We start from the raw sequence: 17,546 nt of genomic DNA on the forward strand, positions 1-17,546 counted from the left end.
TTTTGCATAATTTGATTCAAGTCTGTGTTATTAAGCAGCTGTTATTTCTGGCTTGTGCCATAAATACTTTAATAAGATTTATGTAAAAACATAATCCTTTTCATACCCAGATAATATATCCTCTGAATTTAGCAGTAACTCCTACGAAAGAAGGAAATCAATGAATGCATTCAGCAAAATAGTAGCTTTCTTACTTGCAGCAATCATTCTTTTTCTGGGACCGCTTTTATATATAGCACAGAAACAGGATGCTATTAGTCAGGTATATGTTTCAGATGAAACGACAAAGTTTGTAAATAGCATAAAAAATACCGGGTTTTTAACTTCCGTTATGTATATGGATTACATCAAAAAGATTGACCAGACTAATAATTTATACAAGATTGAAATCATACACAGCCATAAAGTGGTGGAACCTCTGTATGACGAAGATACAGGAACATTTTTAAATGACTATAATATTTACTATACCAATACGTATCAGGACGAGGTTTTAAACACCTTCGACCTGGGAGAGGACTATCAATTTTCACGGGGGGATTACCTATCTGTTACGGTAGTAAATCGAAGCAAAACTCTTGCCACAAAATTAATGGAATTATTTTATCGGGCCGATATCCCGGATGAGCAGATCCTGGTAACTTACGGAGGTATGATTCGGGATGAAATTAACTAATTTAGCCATATTGTTTTTTATTATAGAACTTACTTTAATTACGATAATGGACCTCCGGACGAATAACTTAACGGCAGTGAACAATAAAAAGATAGAATATGAGAAAGCCTTAGATAGTGCGATCGAAGATGGGGTTGTTGATTTAGTAGAAGTCGATAGTAAAAGAAAACTGGTTCTGAACAAAGAAACAGCAGTAAATCAATATTACGAATCCTTATTTGCTAATTTTGGTGTGATTGGGAATGAACAGGGGGAGAACAGATTAAAAGGTTATATACCCCTCATTCTGGTTACCGATACAGATGGGTTTTACATAAATTATTCAGATACCTATGAAACCAATGGAGAGGTTTTAATTGGACAGAAATGGACGGAAAAAATGCCCTATGCCTATCAGGATAAAAGCTTAATATATAAATTTACCCTTGGGACCTACCTGACAATTTATGATACTTCTGCAAAGGTAATATATGAAGGAGAATATAGGGATTTAAAACCCCAACTTCCGGATTCCTTACTGGCTAATCAGGAAACATTTGATACAATCCGGAGAAACGCTATTATTGGGGCTATTGAAAAATGTATGAATTATTATATCAACCAGCATAACCGCATTGCAGAACAATTCGGTATTACATATCAGTTTTGGCTGCCCCGGATTGACAAAACTGACTGGTACCGGACAATCGATGATATCAGTATGCTGGTTATTTTTCAAGGATATCCCTATCAAGCAGCAGGGAGGGAAACTTATAACCGGTATTCCCTGGCTGGTGCCAGAATTACAAAATCAAGAATTTACTATATCACTGAGGGTAATGGAATCAAGAATTACCACCGGGGAGACTGCCAACCTGTCAACACTTCGGGATTAGCATATTACACCAAGGAAGAATGTACTTTGGAAGGAGCATATCCGTGTCCGGAATGTAGGCCTTAGATTAATCCTGCTCCGTTATTGCCAAGTACTTTTTCAGTTCTTTATTCCAGGACACATATAACTTTTCCTTACGGTGGTCTGATAAATTTGTGTGCTCAGATAAATATGTCCCCATATAGTCTGTCACCTTTTTAGCTCCATAAAAATTCAGATGATTTCCTTTGTCGCGGGTATCCTTAGACCAATCTATGCCTAACTGTTGATTGTTCAAATTCAAGTCTACATAAGGTAATTGGTTCTTTTCTGCAAATGCTGCTGCCGCATTATGTTTTTCATAAGTCCAGCACAAAGGTGATGGCGCACTATAAAGAATCAGCTGAATATTCTTTGTCTTACATAAATCTGCAATTTTGTTTAAATACAACAAGGGCATATCATCAATCCTTTTAGTTTTGCTTGTAGGATTAATATAAGGTCCTTTCGTATAAGGCTTAATAATTATATTATAATGAAAGCCTTTCAATACATTTGGCTTGGCATTTTTCGATTTATGTTCTAAATTTTGCAACATACTGAAATTAAAGTATTTCCAGCTGTTATGATATTTATAGACAGGAAAAATTACTTTCGTGGCTTCGTCAACAACATCTTGAAGTGCATTTGTATATTCAAAATTCCGGTAAAAAGCGTTGGTTTCGAGTAAAATTACCTGAGGTGATTGCTTTTTAAGTAATCTCTTAAGCAGATAATAAGTGTCCTGCAGCCGCTGACCCGGAACGCCGCAGTTATATCCGGCATAACCTTGATTTTTCCAAATTTCCATAGGAGAAATACTGGTACTGCCTTCACTGTCACCGAGTATAATATAATCGATTGTGTTTTCAGGTGCACTTAAGATGCCTTTCATTTTTTTGTAAAAACCTTCTTCCATGCTATTGGAAGGCAGCATTAAATAGGATAGGATATATAATAATAAGAACAATCCGGTTGTAAATAAAAAAGGTTTTATTAAGTTTTTTGATCGCATAGTCTACCTCTTAAAATCCTGCGTATATTAATTTAGCCGGTATATATCCGTCGCCATAAGCGCCTAGAATAATTACAAGCAGTATGGCTGAGTAAAGAAAACTCCACCGAAGGATAAGATTCCAGCCAGCTATTCTTTCGCGAATCGATATTCCACGTTCGTGTAGAATGCCGACTACTAATACTGCAAGTAAGCCAAACAAAACAACTCCATAATCCTTTAGGGATAACCCTAATTTTAATAACGATCCATCGGTAAGGACAGACCAGCTAAAACCAGAGAATATGGATTGAAACATAAGCATACCGCTTTTTAACGTATCGGCTCGAAAGAAAAGTTCTCCGGTAAATATGATTAACAGCATCTTTATAGTCTGAAAGATACGATATAGAATACTGGCCCGGTTAATTTTTAGAAAATCCATGAACTTTTGTAACCAGGGTTCAATTATATTGCCCAGTAAAATCAGTATAAAATAATACATGCCAAAGAATATATAGTTCCAGCCAGTTCCATGCCATAATCCATTACCTAACCAAACAAAAAATAAAGCAATGGAAGAGGGAAGGATTTGCCCCATATGTTTGCCATACTTTGCTCTTGCACTCTTGCCCAGGTTTTTAACAAACTTGGTTAAGGAGATTGGATAAAATATGTAATCTTTTAACCAGGAGCCAAGGGTGATATGCCAACGTCTCCAGAACTCCGAGGCAGTTTTAGAGAAAAAAGGCTGCCGGAAGTTTTCAGGAATCACTACACCAAATATCTGACCGGTACCAATTGTCATATCGATACAGCCTGAAAAATCGGTATATAACTGAAAGGTATATAAAACAGCAGCTACGATTATGGTAATGCCGCTATAATGATTTGGTTTGTTAAAAACTGTTTCAACAAGCATGTTGAGGCGATCTGCTACGATAAGTTTCTTAAATAATCCCCAGAGAATTCTTTGCATACCAAAAGTAACATTTTTGTAATCCAGTGAGTTGCCCTGATACAGTGTCTCTGCCGTCTGAGAGTAGCGGCAGATAGGACCTTCCAGAAGAATGGGGAAAAATGACATGTACAAGGCCAATCGGCCTATCTTATTTTCTGCTTCTATCTTTTGGTAGTAAATATCAACTAAATAGGAAATAGCCTGTAAGGTATAAAAAGAGATACCAATGGGCAGTGCAAATTTAAAGGTGGGCAGCAGTACTGGGAAAGCTACGGCTTCTAATATAAAATTTATATTTCCACCAAAAAAATTGGAGTATTTTAAAATCAATAATATACCCAGCTGCAAACCTATACCAAGCCACAATATCCTTCGGGTTTTAATTGCGTATCTATGTTTTAAGATTTTTTTATCTTCAGCAGCAGATTCTTTCATGTGATACGCTTTCTTACAGGAAGAAAGCCAACGCCCCACATAAAAAATAGAAACCGTAGATATAAGTAAATAAACCAGAAGCTTTCCACTTATTGATAGGAAGAAAAGGTAACTGGCAGACAACAGTATTTTCCAACGGTGGCGTGATGGTGTAACCTGATAAGAAAGCATCACGAACGGTAAAAAAATAAACAGATATAATACGGAAGTATAACTCATCTTTAAGCTTCCTCTTGCAGGCGTGTTATCATAGACCAAATTGCAGCAGCAGAATTAAAATTGACCGGAACTAAATCAACAGGTGTGATTTCAATTCCGAAAGTGTCTTCAAGTTCAGGGATGAGAGTAAGAATCGAAAAGGAATCGAAAAGTCCATTATCGATTAGTTTGGTTTCCGTTTCATAATTAATATTGGGGTTAATATCTTCTAAAATAGTGATCAATTTTTCCATAATTTTCATTTCCTTTATTGTTTTATTTTTATTTAAAATCTGAATCCGTTTATTCCACAGAAAGCATTGGAATTGAATCCATTGTTTCTTTTCGTGTTTCGTTGGCGGAACAGTCAAAATAATTTAGGGTATCCGTAGGAAAAGAGTTTCTTGCCACACGGAACTTATCTTTATCTGAATATAAAAGTACTTGAGGTAAATCACGGCTTAAAAACAAAGAGATGCCTTCGGTGACCGAATATGCTCCGGTCTTTTCAAAAATTAATTTATCCCCGACTTGCAGATCGGTAAAAGGATATTGCTTTACAAGCACGTCATGTATGGTACACAAGGAACCGCAAACGGTCCACTCCGAGGTTTTTCCATATCGTTTATTCCAATGAATGATAGGAGGTCTTTTCATTGCCAGCATTTGCCCGTAATAGTTCAGTTGATGCATGCCTCCGTCTACGATGCAGTACCCCTCTTTTTGATTTGTTTTCATATCAACCACACTCGTTACGTAAGATCCGCAGGAAGCGGCAATGAACCGACCCATTTCCAAGGAGACTTTACCGCCAGAGGTAAGATTGTTTATCAATTTAGAGAGAGAATCTAACATAAAATCTTCCTCATTCTGTTCTTCTTCAAAATAAAAAACAGGAAGTCCGGGACCATATTCTAATTTTTTGACAGTGAAATTATATTGACTATTCAATTCATTACAAAATTGGTCGAGCCTAGTTAATTCATGTTCTAATTTCTTGACAGATTTTTTTTGCGTACCTGAAAAGTATTGGATTCCTTCAATGTTGATGAAGGTGTGATTACTGTTTTGTATAATCTGGCGTATCAGGGTTTCATCCATGCCGAATTGGTTTCCGGAGGTTAAACGCAACAGGACCTGTACGTTTATTTGGTGTTTTAGCGTATATTGTTCCAGTATTTGCCATTGGGAAAGAGATTCTATTGTATATATGATTTGATCTCCATATTGTTTAAGTGCATATTCAATGTCTTTTGCATTCTTATATACACCGGACATAACGATTTTATTCGGGTTAATATCCGCCCGTTCACAAATCTGAAATTCACCTGGAGAACATACTTCATAATAGTCGATAAGTCCCTGTAATTCTTTGATAAGAAACGGATTTGCTTTCATGGCATAACATAATTCCACCTTGTCACCCAGAGCAATCCTGATTTTACTGATTTGTGCGGCTAATAGATCCATATCAAAAACATAGAATGGAGTTTTGTACTTACTGATAGCCGATTCTAAACTTACTTCATTCAAGGTTAGTTTCCTCCGTAAATAGCTAATAATTTTTTTCTGTTAATTTTTCCGTTATCTGTTATTGGTAATTCCGGTAAAGGAAAAAACACAGCCGGAAGCATATAAGCAGGCAGGGATTCCTGCATTCTGCTTTGTAATTGCTTTCTTTCCATATTTCCGGAATAAAAAGCAATAATTCGTTTTTTGGCAGTATCATAGAGACAGCAGGCTCTTTGGATACCAGGATAACTGTTTATTATTAATTCAATTTCTTCCAGTTCAATGCGGTGCCCCATATGTTTGATCTGAAAATCCTTTCGTCCAGCAAAACATAAATCACCATTCTTATCGTAAAAAGCAAGATCACCGGTACGGTAAATTAGCTCCAGATAATTTTTATTCAAAGGATTTTGAACAAAGGCAGCTTTTGTCTGCTCCGTGTTATTATAATAACCTAAAGCCAGGGCAGTACCGGATACACAAAGCTCACCGACAAGTTCCTCCTTAGTAATCTGCTTATTATTCTCATCTAGTAAGAAGACCTTTTCATTGGGAAATGGTATTCCAATTGGTATCACCTCATTAAGGTCAAATTCCCTGTTAATCTGGTAGTAAGTACAGTTACAGGTAATTTCCGTAGGACCATATAAATTAACATAGACAGCCTCCGGCAGATACTTTTGCCATAACTTAAGATGTTTTACCGGCATTGCTTCACCACTGAATAAAATCTTATTAACAGCAGTCGGTACCAGGTAGGTAAACCCTTTTAATTGTGTAATCATACATAATGCGGAAACTGCCCAGATCAAGGTGGTTATATTTCGTTCGCAGATATAATCAAGCAGCTGTGTTGGGATTGAAAATAGTCTCTTGGGTATGATAACCATCGTTGCACCGACTTTAAGGGTGGAATAAATATCCTTTACCGAGACATCAAAATCAAAAGGGGCCTGGTTTCCAATAATATCTGTTTCGGTAATCTGAAACAGAGAAGTAAAATTGTCCATAAAATCAATGACCGACCGGTGGCTTATCAAAACACCTTTTGGGATACCGGTAGAGCCGGAAGTAAAATTACAGTATAAAGGGTCTATATCCTGGGATAAATTACGAATGTATTGCAATTTGTCTTCTGCTATTTCATTTCTTAAGATTTCATGATAATCAAGCTGGGTTCCGGTGAATTCATCTTCAGGTAGTATAGATGTATTTTCCTTTCGTGTGATAATACAAGTTGCCTTGGTAACTGCCAGGATTTGCCGTATACGAAAAGTTGGCTGATCCGGATTTATTATTATATAAAAGCATCCGGCATACACGATTCCCATAAAAGCGGTTAAGGCTTCCACGCTTTTATCCATAAATACTATAATCGGTCTACCGGGAGCTTCATAAGCGGTTAATGAACTGCCGATGCACTTGGCGTTATGTAAAAATTCTTTATATGAGCAAGAATTATTACTATCTTCAACAACTGTTTTATCCGGATGTTTTTCAGCGGATAATTCAAGATATTCCAAAACATTTCTCATGTTTGCGTACTCCTCTTTAATTTGTTCCACACTTTTCAGAAAGTTTTAAACGGTCTGGACAATAGAAGATCATAGACCATTGCATTAAACTTTCGGATACCAACCTCCTTTTTGTATAAGAATGATTATAACATTTATTAATTGAATAACAATCAGATTTTAGCGAATTAAGAATAATTAAGAAGCGTTAATAATTGGTAAGGAATATTAAAGAAATGTAAGAAACTTAAAAAAAAATTCAGATGTATAAGGAAGTATAGAAGAATTTGGAACAAGAACAAAAGTTCCTCTTGGCGAATTGACTATTATTTGGAAATGAATTATAATTGGTGAAACATGTATGCTGCATTTCAGCAAAGACTGTTTTGGATTATCAAGTAATCAGACTGTGATTGATTATAGATGGAGACCAGACTGAGATTGATCATAAATCAAGACTAGACTGAGATTATTAAATGAATGAATATTTATAGATGGAGAATAACTAAAAATGGAGATTGACATTATAGATTGAGATTGATTATTGATGGTATTTAGATTGAGAATATAAACTAGAGAAAGTTTTGATTGAGAGGATATGGTGACTAAATGGATAATAGAAAACTTACAGGTTACAATACGGACATTTACCAGCAACTTAAGATATTAGAAGCTATCATTAATTCCAGCCCAATGCTAAACGAGGTTCTTGAAAGGGCAGATACCTTAAAACTTGATAATTACTATTTAGGAGCCGGGTGCATTGCTCAGACGGTCTGGAATTATCTTTTTGGTTACGATTTGGAATATGGGATAAAGGATATAGATTTTGTTTATTATGATAATATTAATATGGATTATGATTCGGAAGATAAAGTAATTAAAAGAGTAAAAAATCTATATTCGGATATTGAAAAAGAGATTGATGTTAAAAATCAGGCAAGAGTCCATTTATGGTATAAAGACCATTTTGGAAATGGAATAATTCCCTACGTTTCTCTGGAGACAGCTATTAATACATGGCCAACTACTGCAACTGCGATAGGAGTGAGAAGGTCCAGGGAAACTGGAATAAAGGTATATGCGCCATTTGGGTTAAATGATCTGTTTGGCAAGATTGTCCGTCCCAATAAAGTGCAGATAACAGAAGAAATATATAGGAAAAAGGTAACTGCCTGGCTGGAAAAGTGGTCTGGATTAACTATTATACCATGGTAGAACTGCTTATAAGCAGATATCAGAAAGGGTTAAAATGGATAATAATTATATAGTATCGGCAGACGGTGCTAAAATCGCTTATAAGGTTTTTGGTAAAGGATCACCGCTTGTTCTTGTTCATGGAATGGGTTCTACAAAAGAGATGTGGGAAGAGAGAAATTGGATCAATGTTTTTAAGAAGGAGTTTACAGTAATAACAATAGACACCAGAGGTCATGGAGCAAGTGACAAATCTTATAGCCCGGACTTTTATTCCATACATAATATTATAAATGATATAAATGGTGTAGTAAAGGAGTGTGGTTTTCATAACTATAATTATTTCGGGCATTCCTATGGAGGTACGATAGGATTACAGCTATGTAAATATGGCAGCAATATTAGTAAAATGGTCTGTGGGGGTTCCTCATTTGGTAATAAATTTTTTAAGGATATTGTTCCTGAGTGGATACAAGAATATGAAAGATTAAATAAAGCCAAGAAAAGCAATACCTTAAATGAATTGGATTTGACACAGGAAGATATAGAGTGGATTAGACATAATGATATCGATGTATTCTTATCACAGTTTTATGCATGGAATAAATGGGTTGGTATCGATTCAAAAGATATAAAAACAAAGCTGGCTATCTATTCGGGAACAAAGGACAATCCCCAGGTCTTAGATACTTTGAAGCATTATGCAGAGAAGGGTGTAATGAATAATATTACTATAAAAATATTTGAAGGGCTCAATCACACGGAATTAGTTTCAAACGTTGCAGTAGTATCCCCTTGGGTTAAGGACTTTTTATTAAACTGAGTCTGGTATAATTAAGAAATACCAAGTATATTTTTGTCATTATTGTTAAATGACTCTATATTTAATGGTACAATAATAAATGACGCTATAATTAATGGTATAATAATAAATGGCTCAATCATTAATGGTACAATAATAAATGGTTCTAAAATTAATATTAGAGTACGATTGTAAATTACCCCGCAAAGTTAGCTTTTGTGGGGATTACAATTGTACTCCAACATTTAATAAGAAATAAGCAATTACGCTTTCAATATAATTGTATCTATGCTTTGCGTAATTAATCTTCCGATTGTTTTTCTACTTCCGGCAATAATACAATGTGTACTTTATCAATACGGTTCTTTTCGACAGAATCAACGGTAAAGACCACGTTATTGTCGGTCACACTTTCACCTACCTCAGGTAAATGATCTAAAAGATAAATCATATGTCCTGCAATGGAGTCATAATCATCGGATTCTAAATCCAGTCCAAGTACTTCATTAATTTCATCTAATTTAGTGTTACCATCAGCAATATATTCATTATCTCCAACGTTTCGTATGGAGTCTTCTTCGTCATCATCATATTCATCGCGGATTTCTCCCACAATTTCTTCCAGTAAATCCTCCAGAGTAATAAGACCGGCGGTTGCGCCATACTCATCTAGTACTATAGCAAGCGGAATGGATTCTTTTCTCATTTCAATCAATAACTCTGAAACTTTTTTATATTCATAGGTAAAATAAGGGTCTCTCATTATTTTATCGATACTAAAATCATCTTTTGCACCTTGGTAGAAGAATAAATCTTTAATAATAACAATTCCTATAACATTATCCCTGGATTCACTATATACAGGCATACGGGTATATTTATCAACAGCAAAAAGCTCGACTAATTCATCATAGGTTAAAGAAGCTTCCGCAAATACCATGTCCACTCTTGGTACCATGACATCTTTAGCAAGGGAATCACCAAAGTCAACTACATTCGTGATCATTCTGCGTTCTTCACTCTCAATTACACCTTCTTCATGACTTACTTCAACAATGGTCCGAAGTTCGTCTTCTGTAATAACAGAAGATTTTGCGTGGGGATTAATATGAAATATTAATAAAAATCCCAGCGAAAACCGGTTGATTAAAAATATAACCGGGGTCATTATCAGTGTTAATAAATTTATAACTCGCCCATAGCGTAAAGAAATTTTTTCTGAGTATATGGTAGCTATGGTTTTAGGGGTGATTTCCCCCAAAATTAATATAAATATAGTAAGGATACCGGTTACAATCCCGACACCGACACTATTAAAATGACGAAGGGCGAGAGCAGTAGCAATTGAAGAGGCGGTTAAATTGACAACGTTATTGCCAATTAATATTGCGCTTAACATCTTGGACGGGTTCTCAATCAGCTTATTAACAATAATGGCCTCCTTAACTTCATCCTCAGCTAAGCTTCGGATACGGAGTTTATTTACTGTAGTAAGAGCGGTTTCAGCCGATGAAAAAAATCCGGATAGTAGCAATAATATACCTAATATGATCAGTTGCGTGACTTCACTCGAGTCCAAATTATCATCTCCTAATTCTTAATGGGCGGCAAGTATAACCGTAGTAGTAGTTCATACAGTGTTTAACACAATGTGTATTGTGCAGCGAATAGAGTTTTTCGAATAGTTAACAGTTAAAAAATGAGTTACTATAATTAAACTATATATGATATGTATCTTAAGACCTAAGCTTAATCCCTGAATATGATAAATTACTTCTTAAGGAAAGAGTAGCTATGATCCAATAAGATTATCTGCTCGTTATAAGTGCCTTTTGATTAATAAGTAATGCTTGTTTTCATGTGCAATTGTTATAATTTTACATGAAAATGTGGCAAATGTCAATATAAATGGGCTATTTTCAATAGTTTGGTGCAATTGTTTGTAATCTGTGGTGAGAAAATATTACCATATTAACTTTAAGAGTTTTATGTTATTACTCTTATAACTGATATTTTTAAATTTTACTATTTATATTTAGTTGGAATTGTTTTATAATATAGTATATGATTCGAAAGTCAGAAGGTCTCTTAACCACTTATAAGCATACACCGCTAAATACATAATTATTAAGCCTGACTTATAAATATTTAATAATTACCTATATTTACTATTAATAAAAATGTTGTTTATTTGATAAAGTAGTAGTACAATGAATGTTAGCGGCGACACGATATGTCGAAATATATCGAAGGACCTTTTCTATAGTAAAGCATAAGATATAATGACTCACCTTTAAGACTGGGGGACTTTATGAGAAAAAAATCGCATATTTCTTTAGCGAATTATTTAATAAAAAGTATGAAGTTTGAAGATTTACAAAATCACAAGAAAGCATTTTATATAGGCAGTATTTTACCAGACTGTGTGCCTTCTTTCATTACAAGAAAACATAATATTGAAGAAACCTTTGAAATATTAAGGAAAGAAATACTGAAAATTACAGACAATTATGATATCGATAGAGGATTTACCGGATATTATTCCAGGCATCTTGGAGTAATTACCCATTATATAGCGGATTATTTTACCTTTCCTCATAATGAAATATTTACCGGCAGTTTAAAAGAACACTGCTCTTATGAAAAGGACTTAAAGTTTGCATTTAAGTCTTATGTTCTGAGTGATGAAGCCGTGATAGGACGGGAGAAAAGTGCTTTATTTAAAACCGTGGATGAGATCTTGCTGTTTATAAAAGAAATGCATGAGGAATATTTAAAGGCAATCAAAGTTATTAAGGTTGATTGTATGTATATCGTGGAATTGTGCCACAAGGTGGTTGACGCTATATTGCACATATTTGAAACAAATTTTTCTGATAGGCTGGTCGTAACTGCATAATATGCGCTTATCGTTTTATAACATAACGCTATCTTAAATAAAGTAGTATTAACAACTTTATTTAAGATAGCGTTGTTTTTTTATTATACAGGAACGTTCTCTGAACCATCCTATATAATAAAAGCAGGACCTGCAATGCACATGACGCTTAATAGGAAGGTGTCACTGATGTGACAGCGCGTCAGCGTAGAGTCTGGCGAGCCAGATTCTTTGTATATGAAGAATTTGTATCTATTCAGTATAAATCTTCGCTGATTCTTATGATACCCCGGATATTTGTTGTTTTACAAAGTGGCTGCAGAAACATTGCTTAGAATAAAAGCAAAAATACTTTTCAGAAGGTTTATTCCATGAAGTTAGCTTGCAGCCCTCACTTTGACAATAGGGTATCCTTATACATAAAAATACTCCGCCAGAAGAAGCCTCGCGGAGTATTTTCACTTAAAAACCAGTGAAAGTCTGGTTATTTAAACTGTTTTATCAGATATCATCTTCACCGCGGTCAATCTGCATTACCTGTCTCTTACGTGCAAACTCATCGCTGTCTAAGTATTCGTCATAAGTAGTAACCTTATCGATTAAGCCGTTTGGTGTAAGTTCCATAATACGGTTTGCTATGGTCTGAATAAACTGATGATCCTGGGAAGTAAATAAGATGACCCCGGGGAATTTCATTAAACCGTTATTTAAAGCGGTAATGGATTCCATATCCAGATGGTTGGTCGGCTCATCCATAATTAAGGCATTGGCACCAACGATCATCATTTTGGATAACATTACCCTTACCTTTTCACCACCGGAGAGAACTCTGACTTTCTTAACACCTTCTTCACCTGCAAATAACATTCTTCCTAAAAATCCGCGGACATATGTTACATCTTTTTCCGGAGAGAATGGCATAAGCCAGTCTACAATGGTATCATCGGTATCGAAATACTTTGTATTATCTTTTGGGAAATACGACTGGGAAGTTGTGATTCCCCATTTATAATTCCCTTCATCAGGTTCTAATTCTCCTGCGAGTATACGGAACAGAGTAGTAGTTGCCTGGGTGTTAGGTCCAACAAAGGCTGCTTTATCTTCACGGGTTATAGTAAATGATATATTGTCAAGTATCTTAACACCGTCAATTGTTTTAGAGAGATTGGTTACAGTAAGGACTTCATTGCCAATTTCTCTGCTGGGTCTGAAATCAATATAAGGATATTTTCTGCTGGAAGGACGGATGTCATCCAGTTCAATTTTCTCAAGTGCTTTTTTGCGGGATGTAGCCTGCTTGGATTTGGAAGCATTAGCACTGAATCTTTGGATAAATTCTTGTAATTCTTTGATTTTATCTTCCTTCTTTTTGTTGGCTTCCTTCATCTGTTTTACCATTAACTGACTGGATTCATACCAGAAATCATAGTTACCGGCATAAAGCTGGATTTTGGCATAATCAATGTCGGCGGTATGGGTACATACTTTATTTAGGAAGTATCTGTCATGGGATACAACAATTACAGTATTTTCAAAATTAATTAAGAATTCTTCCAGCCAGCGGATGGCTTCTAAGTCCAAATGGTTGGTAGGTTCATCTAGTAACAGGATATCCGGGTTACCAAACAGGGCCTGTGCCAATAATACCTTGACCTTTTCACTGCCGTTTAATTCGCTCATAAGTTTATAGTGCAGTCCGGTATCAATACCAAGACCGTTTAAAAGGGTTGCTGCATCAGATTCTGCTTCCCAGCCGTTTAAGGTAGCGAATTCACCTTCTAATTCACTGGCACGGATACCATCAGCCTCTGAAAAGTCTTCTTTGGCATAGATGGCATCTTTTTCAATCATGATATCATATAAACGTTGATTACCCATAATTACAGTATTTAAAACATCATACTGGTCGTATTTAAAGTGATCCTGCTGTAAGAAGGATAACCGTTGTCCGGGGGTTATGATAATATCACCCTGGGTTGCTTCTAATTGTCCGGATAGAATCTTTAAAAAAGTTGATTTTCCCGCACCATTGGCACCGATTAAACCATAGCAGTTTCCTTCGGTGAATTTAATATTTACGTCTTCAAATAAAGCTCGTTTACCAAGCCTTAAAGTTATATTACTTGCTTGTATCATCTTTATACCCATTGCATATCGCAAGTTTCTTGCGATACTGCCACAAATTAACATGTGAAAGTTTCACAGGTTGAAAGAATCGTATTGTGGCATCCTTTCAATTATATATTTTCTTTCAACCTTCCCGTAATGATGTGGAGATGCTTTTTCTTCACACCTAAATCTCTCGATCATTTTGTATGGTTAACATCATTTCTATTTTAACGTAATTTTACGTTTTTGCAAGTGTTTTATTGATTTTTCTGGGAAGCTGGGACTTATTTTGGTCCTGATAGAGTTTTAACTGCCTCAGAAATTGTAAAATAAACTGGTTTACGCTTTTTATTCTTTATTCAATGGTGCGAAGACAGAAGATAATAATGAAATTAATGTATATATATGGGAAACGTCGTGGTATAATTAATATGTCCTATAAGAAGAGATAATAAATTGATTATTTTTAAATGTTTCAGAATATACCCATTATCATAGGAAGAAAAGGAAAAAGATGAAAATTATTATTGGAGCAGGAAAAACCAGTTTTGAAGGATGGATAAGTACACAGGAAGAAGATTTAAATTTGTTACATAAAAAAGATTTTTTCAACATATCAGAGGAGAATGGAATCGAAGCTATGTTAGCGGAGCATGTCTGGGAACATATGACGGAGGAAGAGGGAATTTTGGCGGCCAGAAACTGCTATGATTTTTTAGCACCTGGGGGATATATAAGATGTGCGGTTCCGGATATCAATTTCAGGAATGAAGCATATCAGAAACTGGTTCAGATTGGCGGTCCTGGTCCAGTAGATCATCCGGCTTATACGCACAAAATCGTGTATGATTATGTGACACTAAAAAGAGTGTTTGAAAAAGCCGGATTTACCGTAGAACTGCTGGAATATTGTGACGAAGATGGCAGATTTCATTATCATTATTGGAATCCGGTGGACGGTAAAATCGGACGATCCTTTCGGTTTGATACCAGAAACAGCATTAGCAGTTTAGGTATGGTTTCAATAATACTGGATGCGAAGAAACCGCTGATTATATAATTAGGGTTATTAATTCCGATATAAAATTATTTTTAAATCTGTAGGTATTCCAGAGCCCGTATCATTGACTTTTTACGGTTTCTTCTATAAAATGGAGACATTACCAAATACAGCAAGGAAGATGCCTATGGCTATGAACAAGGTTCGGAAAATGGCTTTAAAAGCCCTTACTTTACCAATTGATTTAAAGAAGAATTATAAGCTGCATCGCAATATCATTCTAGCAGCTCATCCTTATATAAAACCGTTGTATAATTTACTGGATAAAAAAATCATCTGTCAAGGAAGAGAAATACCGGTTCGGATTTTCAAACCTGGTCAGGATCATGAGTTTAAAGTACTGGTATTCTTTCATGGAGGAGGATGGGTAACCGGTAATATTGACAGTTACAGCTATATCTGTGCCAACATGGCCAATCAGACTGGTTATCAGGTGGTATCCGTCGATTATAGACTGGCACCGGAATACCCCTTTCCGGCAGGAGCTGAGGATTGCTATTATGTCACAAGAGAAATTGTTTTAAATCATGATGTCTTTGAGAAGAAACCAGAGGAAGTTATATTAATCGGAGACAGTGCAGGCGGTAATTTGGCAGCAGTGGTATCCCTAATGGCTAAGGATAGGGGAGAGTTTAATGTTACCAGACAGATTCTTTTGTACCCCTTAACCTACCATGATCATAGTGAAAACTCGCCTTTTTCGTCTGTGCGGGAGAATGGAACAGGTTATCTTCTAACATCCCAGAGAATCAGTGACTATATGGATTTGTATATTAGTAATGAAGCGGATCGTTACAGCCCTTATGTTGCCCCGTTATTAGCTGCTGAACTAACCAATCAGCCGGATACTCTGATAATAACAGCGGAGTATGATCCTTTAAGGGATGAAGGTGAGGCTTATGGATTGCGCCTGCAAGAATATGGAAATACTGTAAGAATAGAACGGATAAAAGGAGCAGTCCATGGATTTTTAGCTTTTCCCAAGCATTCTGCCTATGTTATGGGCTGCTATACTATTATTAACCGATTTCTTCACGAGGAGAATATAAATGAAACGTCGTAAACGGGTTGAATGGACCAGGCTTGACAATGCAGCGAAAATATTTCCGCCTACCAGCAATGACAGGGATACCAAGGTTTTTCGGTTTGCCTGTGAATTGTTCGAACGGGTAGAACCTTTCTTATTACAGGAAGCATTGGATGAGACCATAGAAGTTTTTCCTCTATATAAATCAGTCCTAAGAAAAGGTTTTTTCTGGTATTATTTTGAAACAGGTAATCTGCACCCGGTGGTAGAAGAAGAAGCACTGCCGGTCTGTGCTAAAATCTATAATGAAAACAGAAGAAATCTTTTGTTTCGTGTATTGTATTACAAAAACAGAATCAGTCTGGAAATCTTTCATGCCTTATCCGATGGCACCGGTGCGCTTTGGTTTATGAAGAGCTTATTATACCGATACCTGATTAGAAAATATAAAGATACCTTGTCTTATCAACAACTTAAGTTTGACTATGAGGCCTCTGTCAGACAGAAAATGGATGACAGTTTCTTAAAGTATTATACCGGCAAACGGATTTCCCTGGTTGTCAATAACGAGAGGGCGTATCATATCAGAGGAACCAGAAGAGAAGAGAACCAGATGCAGTTATTGGAAGGAACCATGTCGGTGAAAGCTGTCCTGGGAGCCGCACATGAATATAATACAACGTTAACGGTTTATGTTACGGCTCTATTTATGTATTCTATATATAAGAATATGTCAGAGCGCGGTAAAAGACGGCCGGTGGTTCTATCTGTTCCTGTAAATTTGAGAAATTACTTTGAATCAGAATCTGCCAGAAATTTTTTCAGTACTATTAATATCAGCTACCACTTTGGCAAAAACAGAACGGATATGGAAGAGGTTATTAAAAGTGTTAGTGAAAGCTTTGCCAGAGAATTAACCGAAGAACGCCTTAAGAACCAAATAGAACGCCTGGCAGCACTTGAGCATAATGTATTTGCAAGAGCCGTACCTTTAGCTTTAAAAGATCTTACCTTGCAGCTTGCTAACCGCATAAATGAACGGGGAATTACGGCAGCCCTCTCCAATGTGGGTAAAATAACCATACCGGCTGAGTTTACCCCTTATATCAGGCAATTTGATGTTTTTACCAGTGCGAGACGTCCTCAGATTTGCATGTGCTCTTACGGCGACAATCTGGTAATAAGTTTTACATCGCCTTATTCGGATACGGATATACAAAAAACATTCTTTCAAACCCTTTCTAAAAAGGGCATCGATGTAAAAATAGCTTCCAATCTTTAAACAGGAGGA

Annotated in this window: 15 protein-coding genes; 8 read left to right on the forward strand and 7 right to left on the reverse strand. The window is 35.9% G+C overall.

Features of this window, described 5'->3' with window-relative positions; translation table 11 throughout:
* Nucleotides 1-160 precede the first annotated feature (160 nt).
* Together QA584_RS10790 and QA584_RS10795 are read left to right on the forward strand one after the other, a co-directional pair.
* A complete protein-coding gene (locus tag QA584_RS10790) occupies nt 161-676 on the forward strand; it encodes a hypothetical protein (protein ID WP_278274527.1) in 516 nt (171 codons plus the stop codon).
* Nucleotides 663-1,616: a hypothetical protein gene (locus tag QA584_RS10795; protein WP_278274528.1), complete on the forward strand. Its 954-nt coding sequence runs from the start codon at nt 663-665 to the stop codon at nt 1,614-1,616. Before QA584_RS10790 ends, QA584_RS10795 begins: the two co-directional genes overlap by 14 nt.
* Before the next feature lies 1 nt (nt 1,617).
* Here the strand turns inward: QA584_RS10795 and QA584_RS10800 are convergent, their stop codons facing one another.
* From QA584_RS10800 to QA584_RS10820, 5 genes are read right to left on the reverse strand one after another with little or no spacing between them, the layout of a single operon-like run.
* On the reverse strand, nt 1,618-2,583 hold the full coding sequence (locus tag QA584_RS10800; protein WP_278274529.1) for a hypothetical protein: 966 nt from the start codon (nt 2,581-2,583) through the stop codon (nt 1,618-1,620).
* Nucleotides 2,584-2,593: 10 nt separating this feature from the next.
* Nucleotides 2,594-4,177, reverse strand: coding sequence for an MBOAT family O-acyltransferase (locus QA584_RS10805; protein ID WP_278274530.1), 1,584 nt, complete (start codon nt 4,175-4,177; stop codon nt 2,594-2,596).
* Nucleotides 4,178-4,179: 2 nt separating this feature from the next.
* Nucleotides 4,180-4,410 (reverse strand): phosphopantetheine-binding protein, encoded by a 231-nt coding sequence (locus QA584_RS10810; protein WP_278274531.1) that lies wholly within the window; start codon nt 4,408-4,410, stop codon nt 4,180-4,182.
* A gap of 49 nt (nt 4,411-4,459) precedes the next feature.
* The gene (locus QA584_RS10815) at nt 4,460-5,689 is read right to left on the reverse strand and encodes a diaminopimelate decarboxylase family protein (RefSeq protein ID WP_278274532.1); all 1,230 of its coding nucleotides are present in this window, start codon (nt 5,687-5,689) and stop codon (nt 4,460-4,462) included.
* A 2-nt stretch (nt 5,690-5,691) separates the two neighbouring features.
* Nucleotides 5,692-7,203 carry an amino acid adenylation domain-containing protein gene (locus QA584_RS10820; protein WP_278274533.1) on the reverse strand — a complete coding sequence of 504 codons (1,512 nt, stop codon included), beginning with the start codon at nt 7,201-7,203 and terminating at the stop codon, nt 5,692-5,694.
* Nucleotides 7,204-7,791: 588 nt separating this feature from the next.
* On the opposite strand from QA584_RS10820, the gene QA584_RS10825 reads away from it, so the two are divergent.
* Nucleotides 7,792-8,400 carry a nucleotidyltransferase family protein gene (locus tag QA584_RS10825; RefSeq protein WP_278274534.1) on the forward strand — a complete coding sequence of 203 codons (609 nt, stop codon included), beginning with the start codon at nt 7,792-7,794 and terminating at the stop codon, nt 8,398-8,400.
* A gap of 34 nt (nt 8,401-8,434) precedes the next feature.
* Nucleotides 8,435-9,202 (forward strand): alpha/beta fold hydrolase, encoded by a 768-nt coding sequence (locus tag QA584_RS10830; protein ID WP_278274535.1) that lies wholly within the window; start codon nt 8,435-8,437, stop codon nt 9,200-9,202.
* A 280-nt stretch (nt 9,203-9,482) separates the two neighbouring features.
* Here the strand turns inward: QA584_RS10830 and QA584_RS10835 are convergent, their stop codons facing one another.
* Nucleotides 9,483-10,760: an HlyC/CorC family transporter gene (locus QA584_RS10835; RefSeq protein WP_278274536.1), complete on the reverse strand. Its 1,278-nt coding sequence runs from the start codon at nt 10,758-10,760 to the stop codon at nt 9,483-9,485.
* A gap of 732 nt (nt 10,761-11,492) precedes the next feature.
* Here QA584_RS10835 and QA584_RS10840 point away from each other — a divergent pair.
* On the forward strand, nt 11,493-12,080 hold the full coding sequence (locus QA584_RS10840; RefSeq protein WP_278274537.1) for a zinc dependent phospholipase C family protein: 588 nt from the start codon (nt 11,493-11,495) through the stop codon (nt 12,078-12,080).
* Between the two features lie 480 nt (nt 12,081-12,560).
* Here QA584_RS10840 and QA584_RS10845 read toward each other — a convergent pair whose 3' ends face one another.
* The gene (locus QA584_RS10845; RefSeq protein WP_278274538.1) at nt 12,561-14,195 is read right to left on the reverse strand and encodes an ABC-F family ATP-binding cassette domain-containing protein; all 1,635 of its coding nucleotides are present in this window, start codon (nt 14,193-14,195) and stop codon (nt 12,561-12,563) included.
* Between the two features lie 487 nt (nt 14,196-14,682).
* Between QA584_RS10845 and QA584_RS10850 the strand changes: the two genes are divergently transcribed.
* From QA584_RS10850 to QA584_RS10860, 3 genes are all read left to right on the forward strand, one after another.
* Complete coding sequence (locus QA584_RS10850) at nt 14,683-15,228, forward strand: class I SAM-dependent methyltransferase (protein WP_278274539.1); 546 nt, start codon at nt 14,683-14,685, stop codon at nt 15,226-15,228.
* A 127-nt stretch (nt 15,229-15,355) separates the two neighbouring features.
* The gene (locus QA584_RS10855; RefSeq protein WP_331487889.1) at nt 15,356-16,291 is read left to right on the forward strand and encodes an alpha/beta hydrolase; all 936 of its coding nucleotides are present in this window, start codon (nt 15,356-15,358) and stop codon (nt 16,289-16,291) included.
* A complete protein-coding gene (locus QA584_RS10860; protein ID WP_278274540.1) occupies nt 16,278-17,537 on the forward strand; it encodes a hypothetical protein in 1,260 nt (419 codons plus the stop codon). Before QA584_RS10855 ends, QA584_RS10860 begins: the two co-directional genes overlap by 14 nt.
* The last annotated feature ends 9 nt before the right edge of the window (nt 17,538-17,546 follow it).

Source organism: Anaerocolumna sp. AGMB13025, assembly GCF_029689925.1.
Lineage (GTDB): Bacteria > Bacillota > Clostridia > Lachnospirales > Lachnospiraceae > Anaerocolumna.

What these genes read in the sequence shown, in the direction of transcription:
- QA584_RS10790 (WP_278274527.1), top strand. Translation starts at nt 161, where the DNA reads ATGAATGCATTCAGCAAAATAGTAGCTTTCTTACTTGCAGCAATCATT.
- QA584_RS10795 (WP_278274528.1), top strand. Translation starts at nt 663, where the DNA reads ATGAAATTAACTAATTTAGCCATATTGTTTTTTATTATAGAACTTACT.
- QA584_RS10800 (WP_278274529.1), bottom strand. Translation starts at nt 2,583, where the DNA reads ATGCGATCAAAAAACTTAATAAAACCTTTTTTATTTACAACCGGATTG.
- QA584_RS10805 (WP_278274530.1), bottom strand. Translation starts at nt 4,177, where the DNA reads ATGAGTTATACTTCCGTATTATATCTGTTTATTTTTTTACCGTTCGTG.
- QA584_RS10810 (WP_278274531.1), bottom strand. Translation starts at nt 4,410, where the DNA reads ATGGAAAAATTGATCACTATTTTAGAAGATATTAACCCCAATATTAAT.
- QA584_RS10820 (WP_278274533.1), bottom strand. Translation starts at nt 7,203, where the DNA reads ATGAGAAATGTTTTGGAATATCTTGAATTATCCGCTGAAAAACATCCG.
- QA584_RS10825 (WP_278274534.1), top strand. Translation starts at nt 7,792, where the DNA reads ATGGATAATAGAAAACTTACAGGTTACAATACGGACATTTACCAGCAA.
- QA584_RS10830 (WP_278274535.1), top strand. Translation starts at nt 8,435, where the DNA reads ATGGATAATAATTATATAGTATCGGCAGACGGTGCTAAAATCGCTTAT.
- QA584_RS10840 (WP_278274537.1), top strand. Translation starts at nt 11,493, where the DNA reads ATGAGAAAAAAATCGCATATTTCTTTAGCGAATTATTTAATAAAAAGT.
- QA584_RS10845 (WP_278274538.1), bottom strand. Translation starts at nt 14,195, where the DNA reads ATGATACAAGCAAGTAATATAACTTTAAGGCTTGGTAAACGAGCTTTA.
- QA584_RS10850 (WP_278274539.1), top strand. Translation starts at nt 14,683, where the DNA reads ATGAAAATTATTATTGGAGCAGGAAAAACCAGTTTTGAAGGATGGATA.
- QA584_RS10855 (WP_331487889.1), top strand. Translation starts at nt 15,356, where the DNA reads ATGGCTATGAACAAGGTTCGGAAAATGGCTTTAAAAGCCCTTACTTTA.
- QA584_RS10860 (WP_278274540.1), top strand. Translation starts at nt 16,278, where the DNA reads ATGAAACGTCGTAAACGGGTTGAATGGACCAGGCTTGACAATGCAGCG.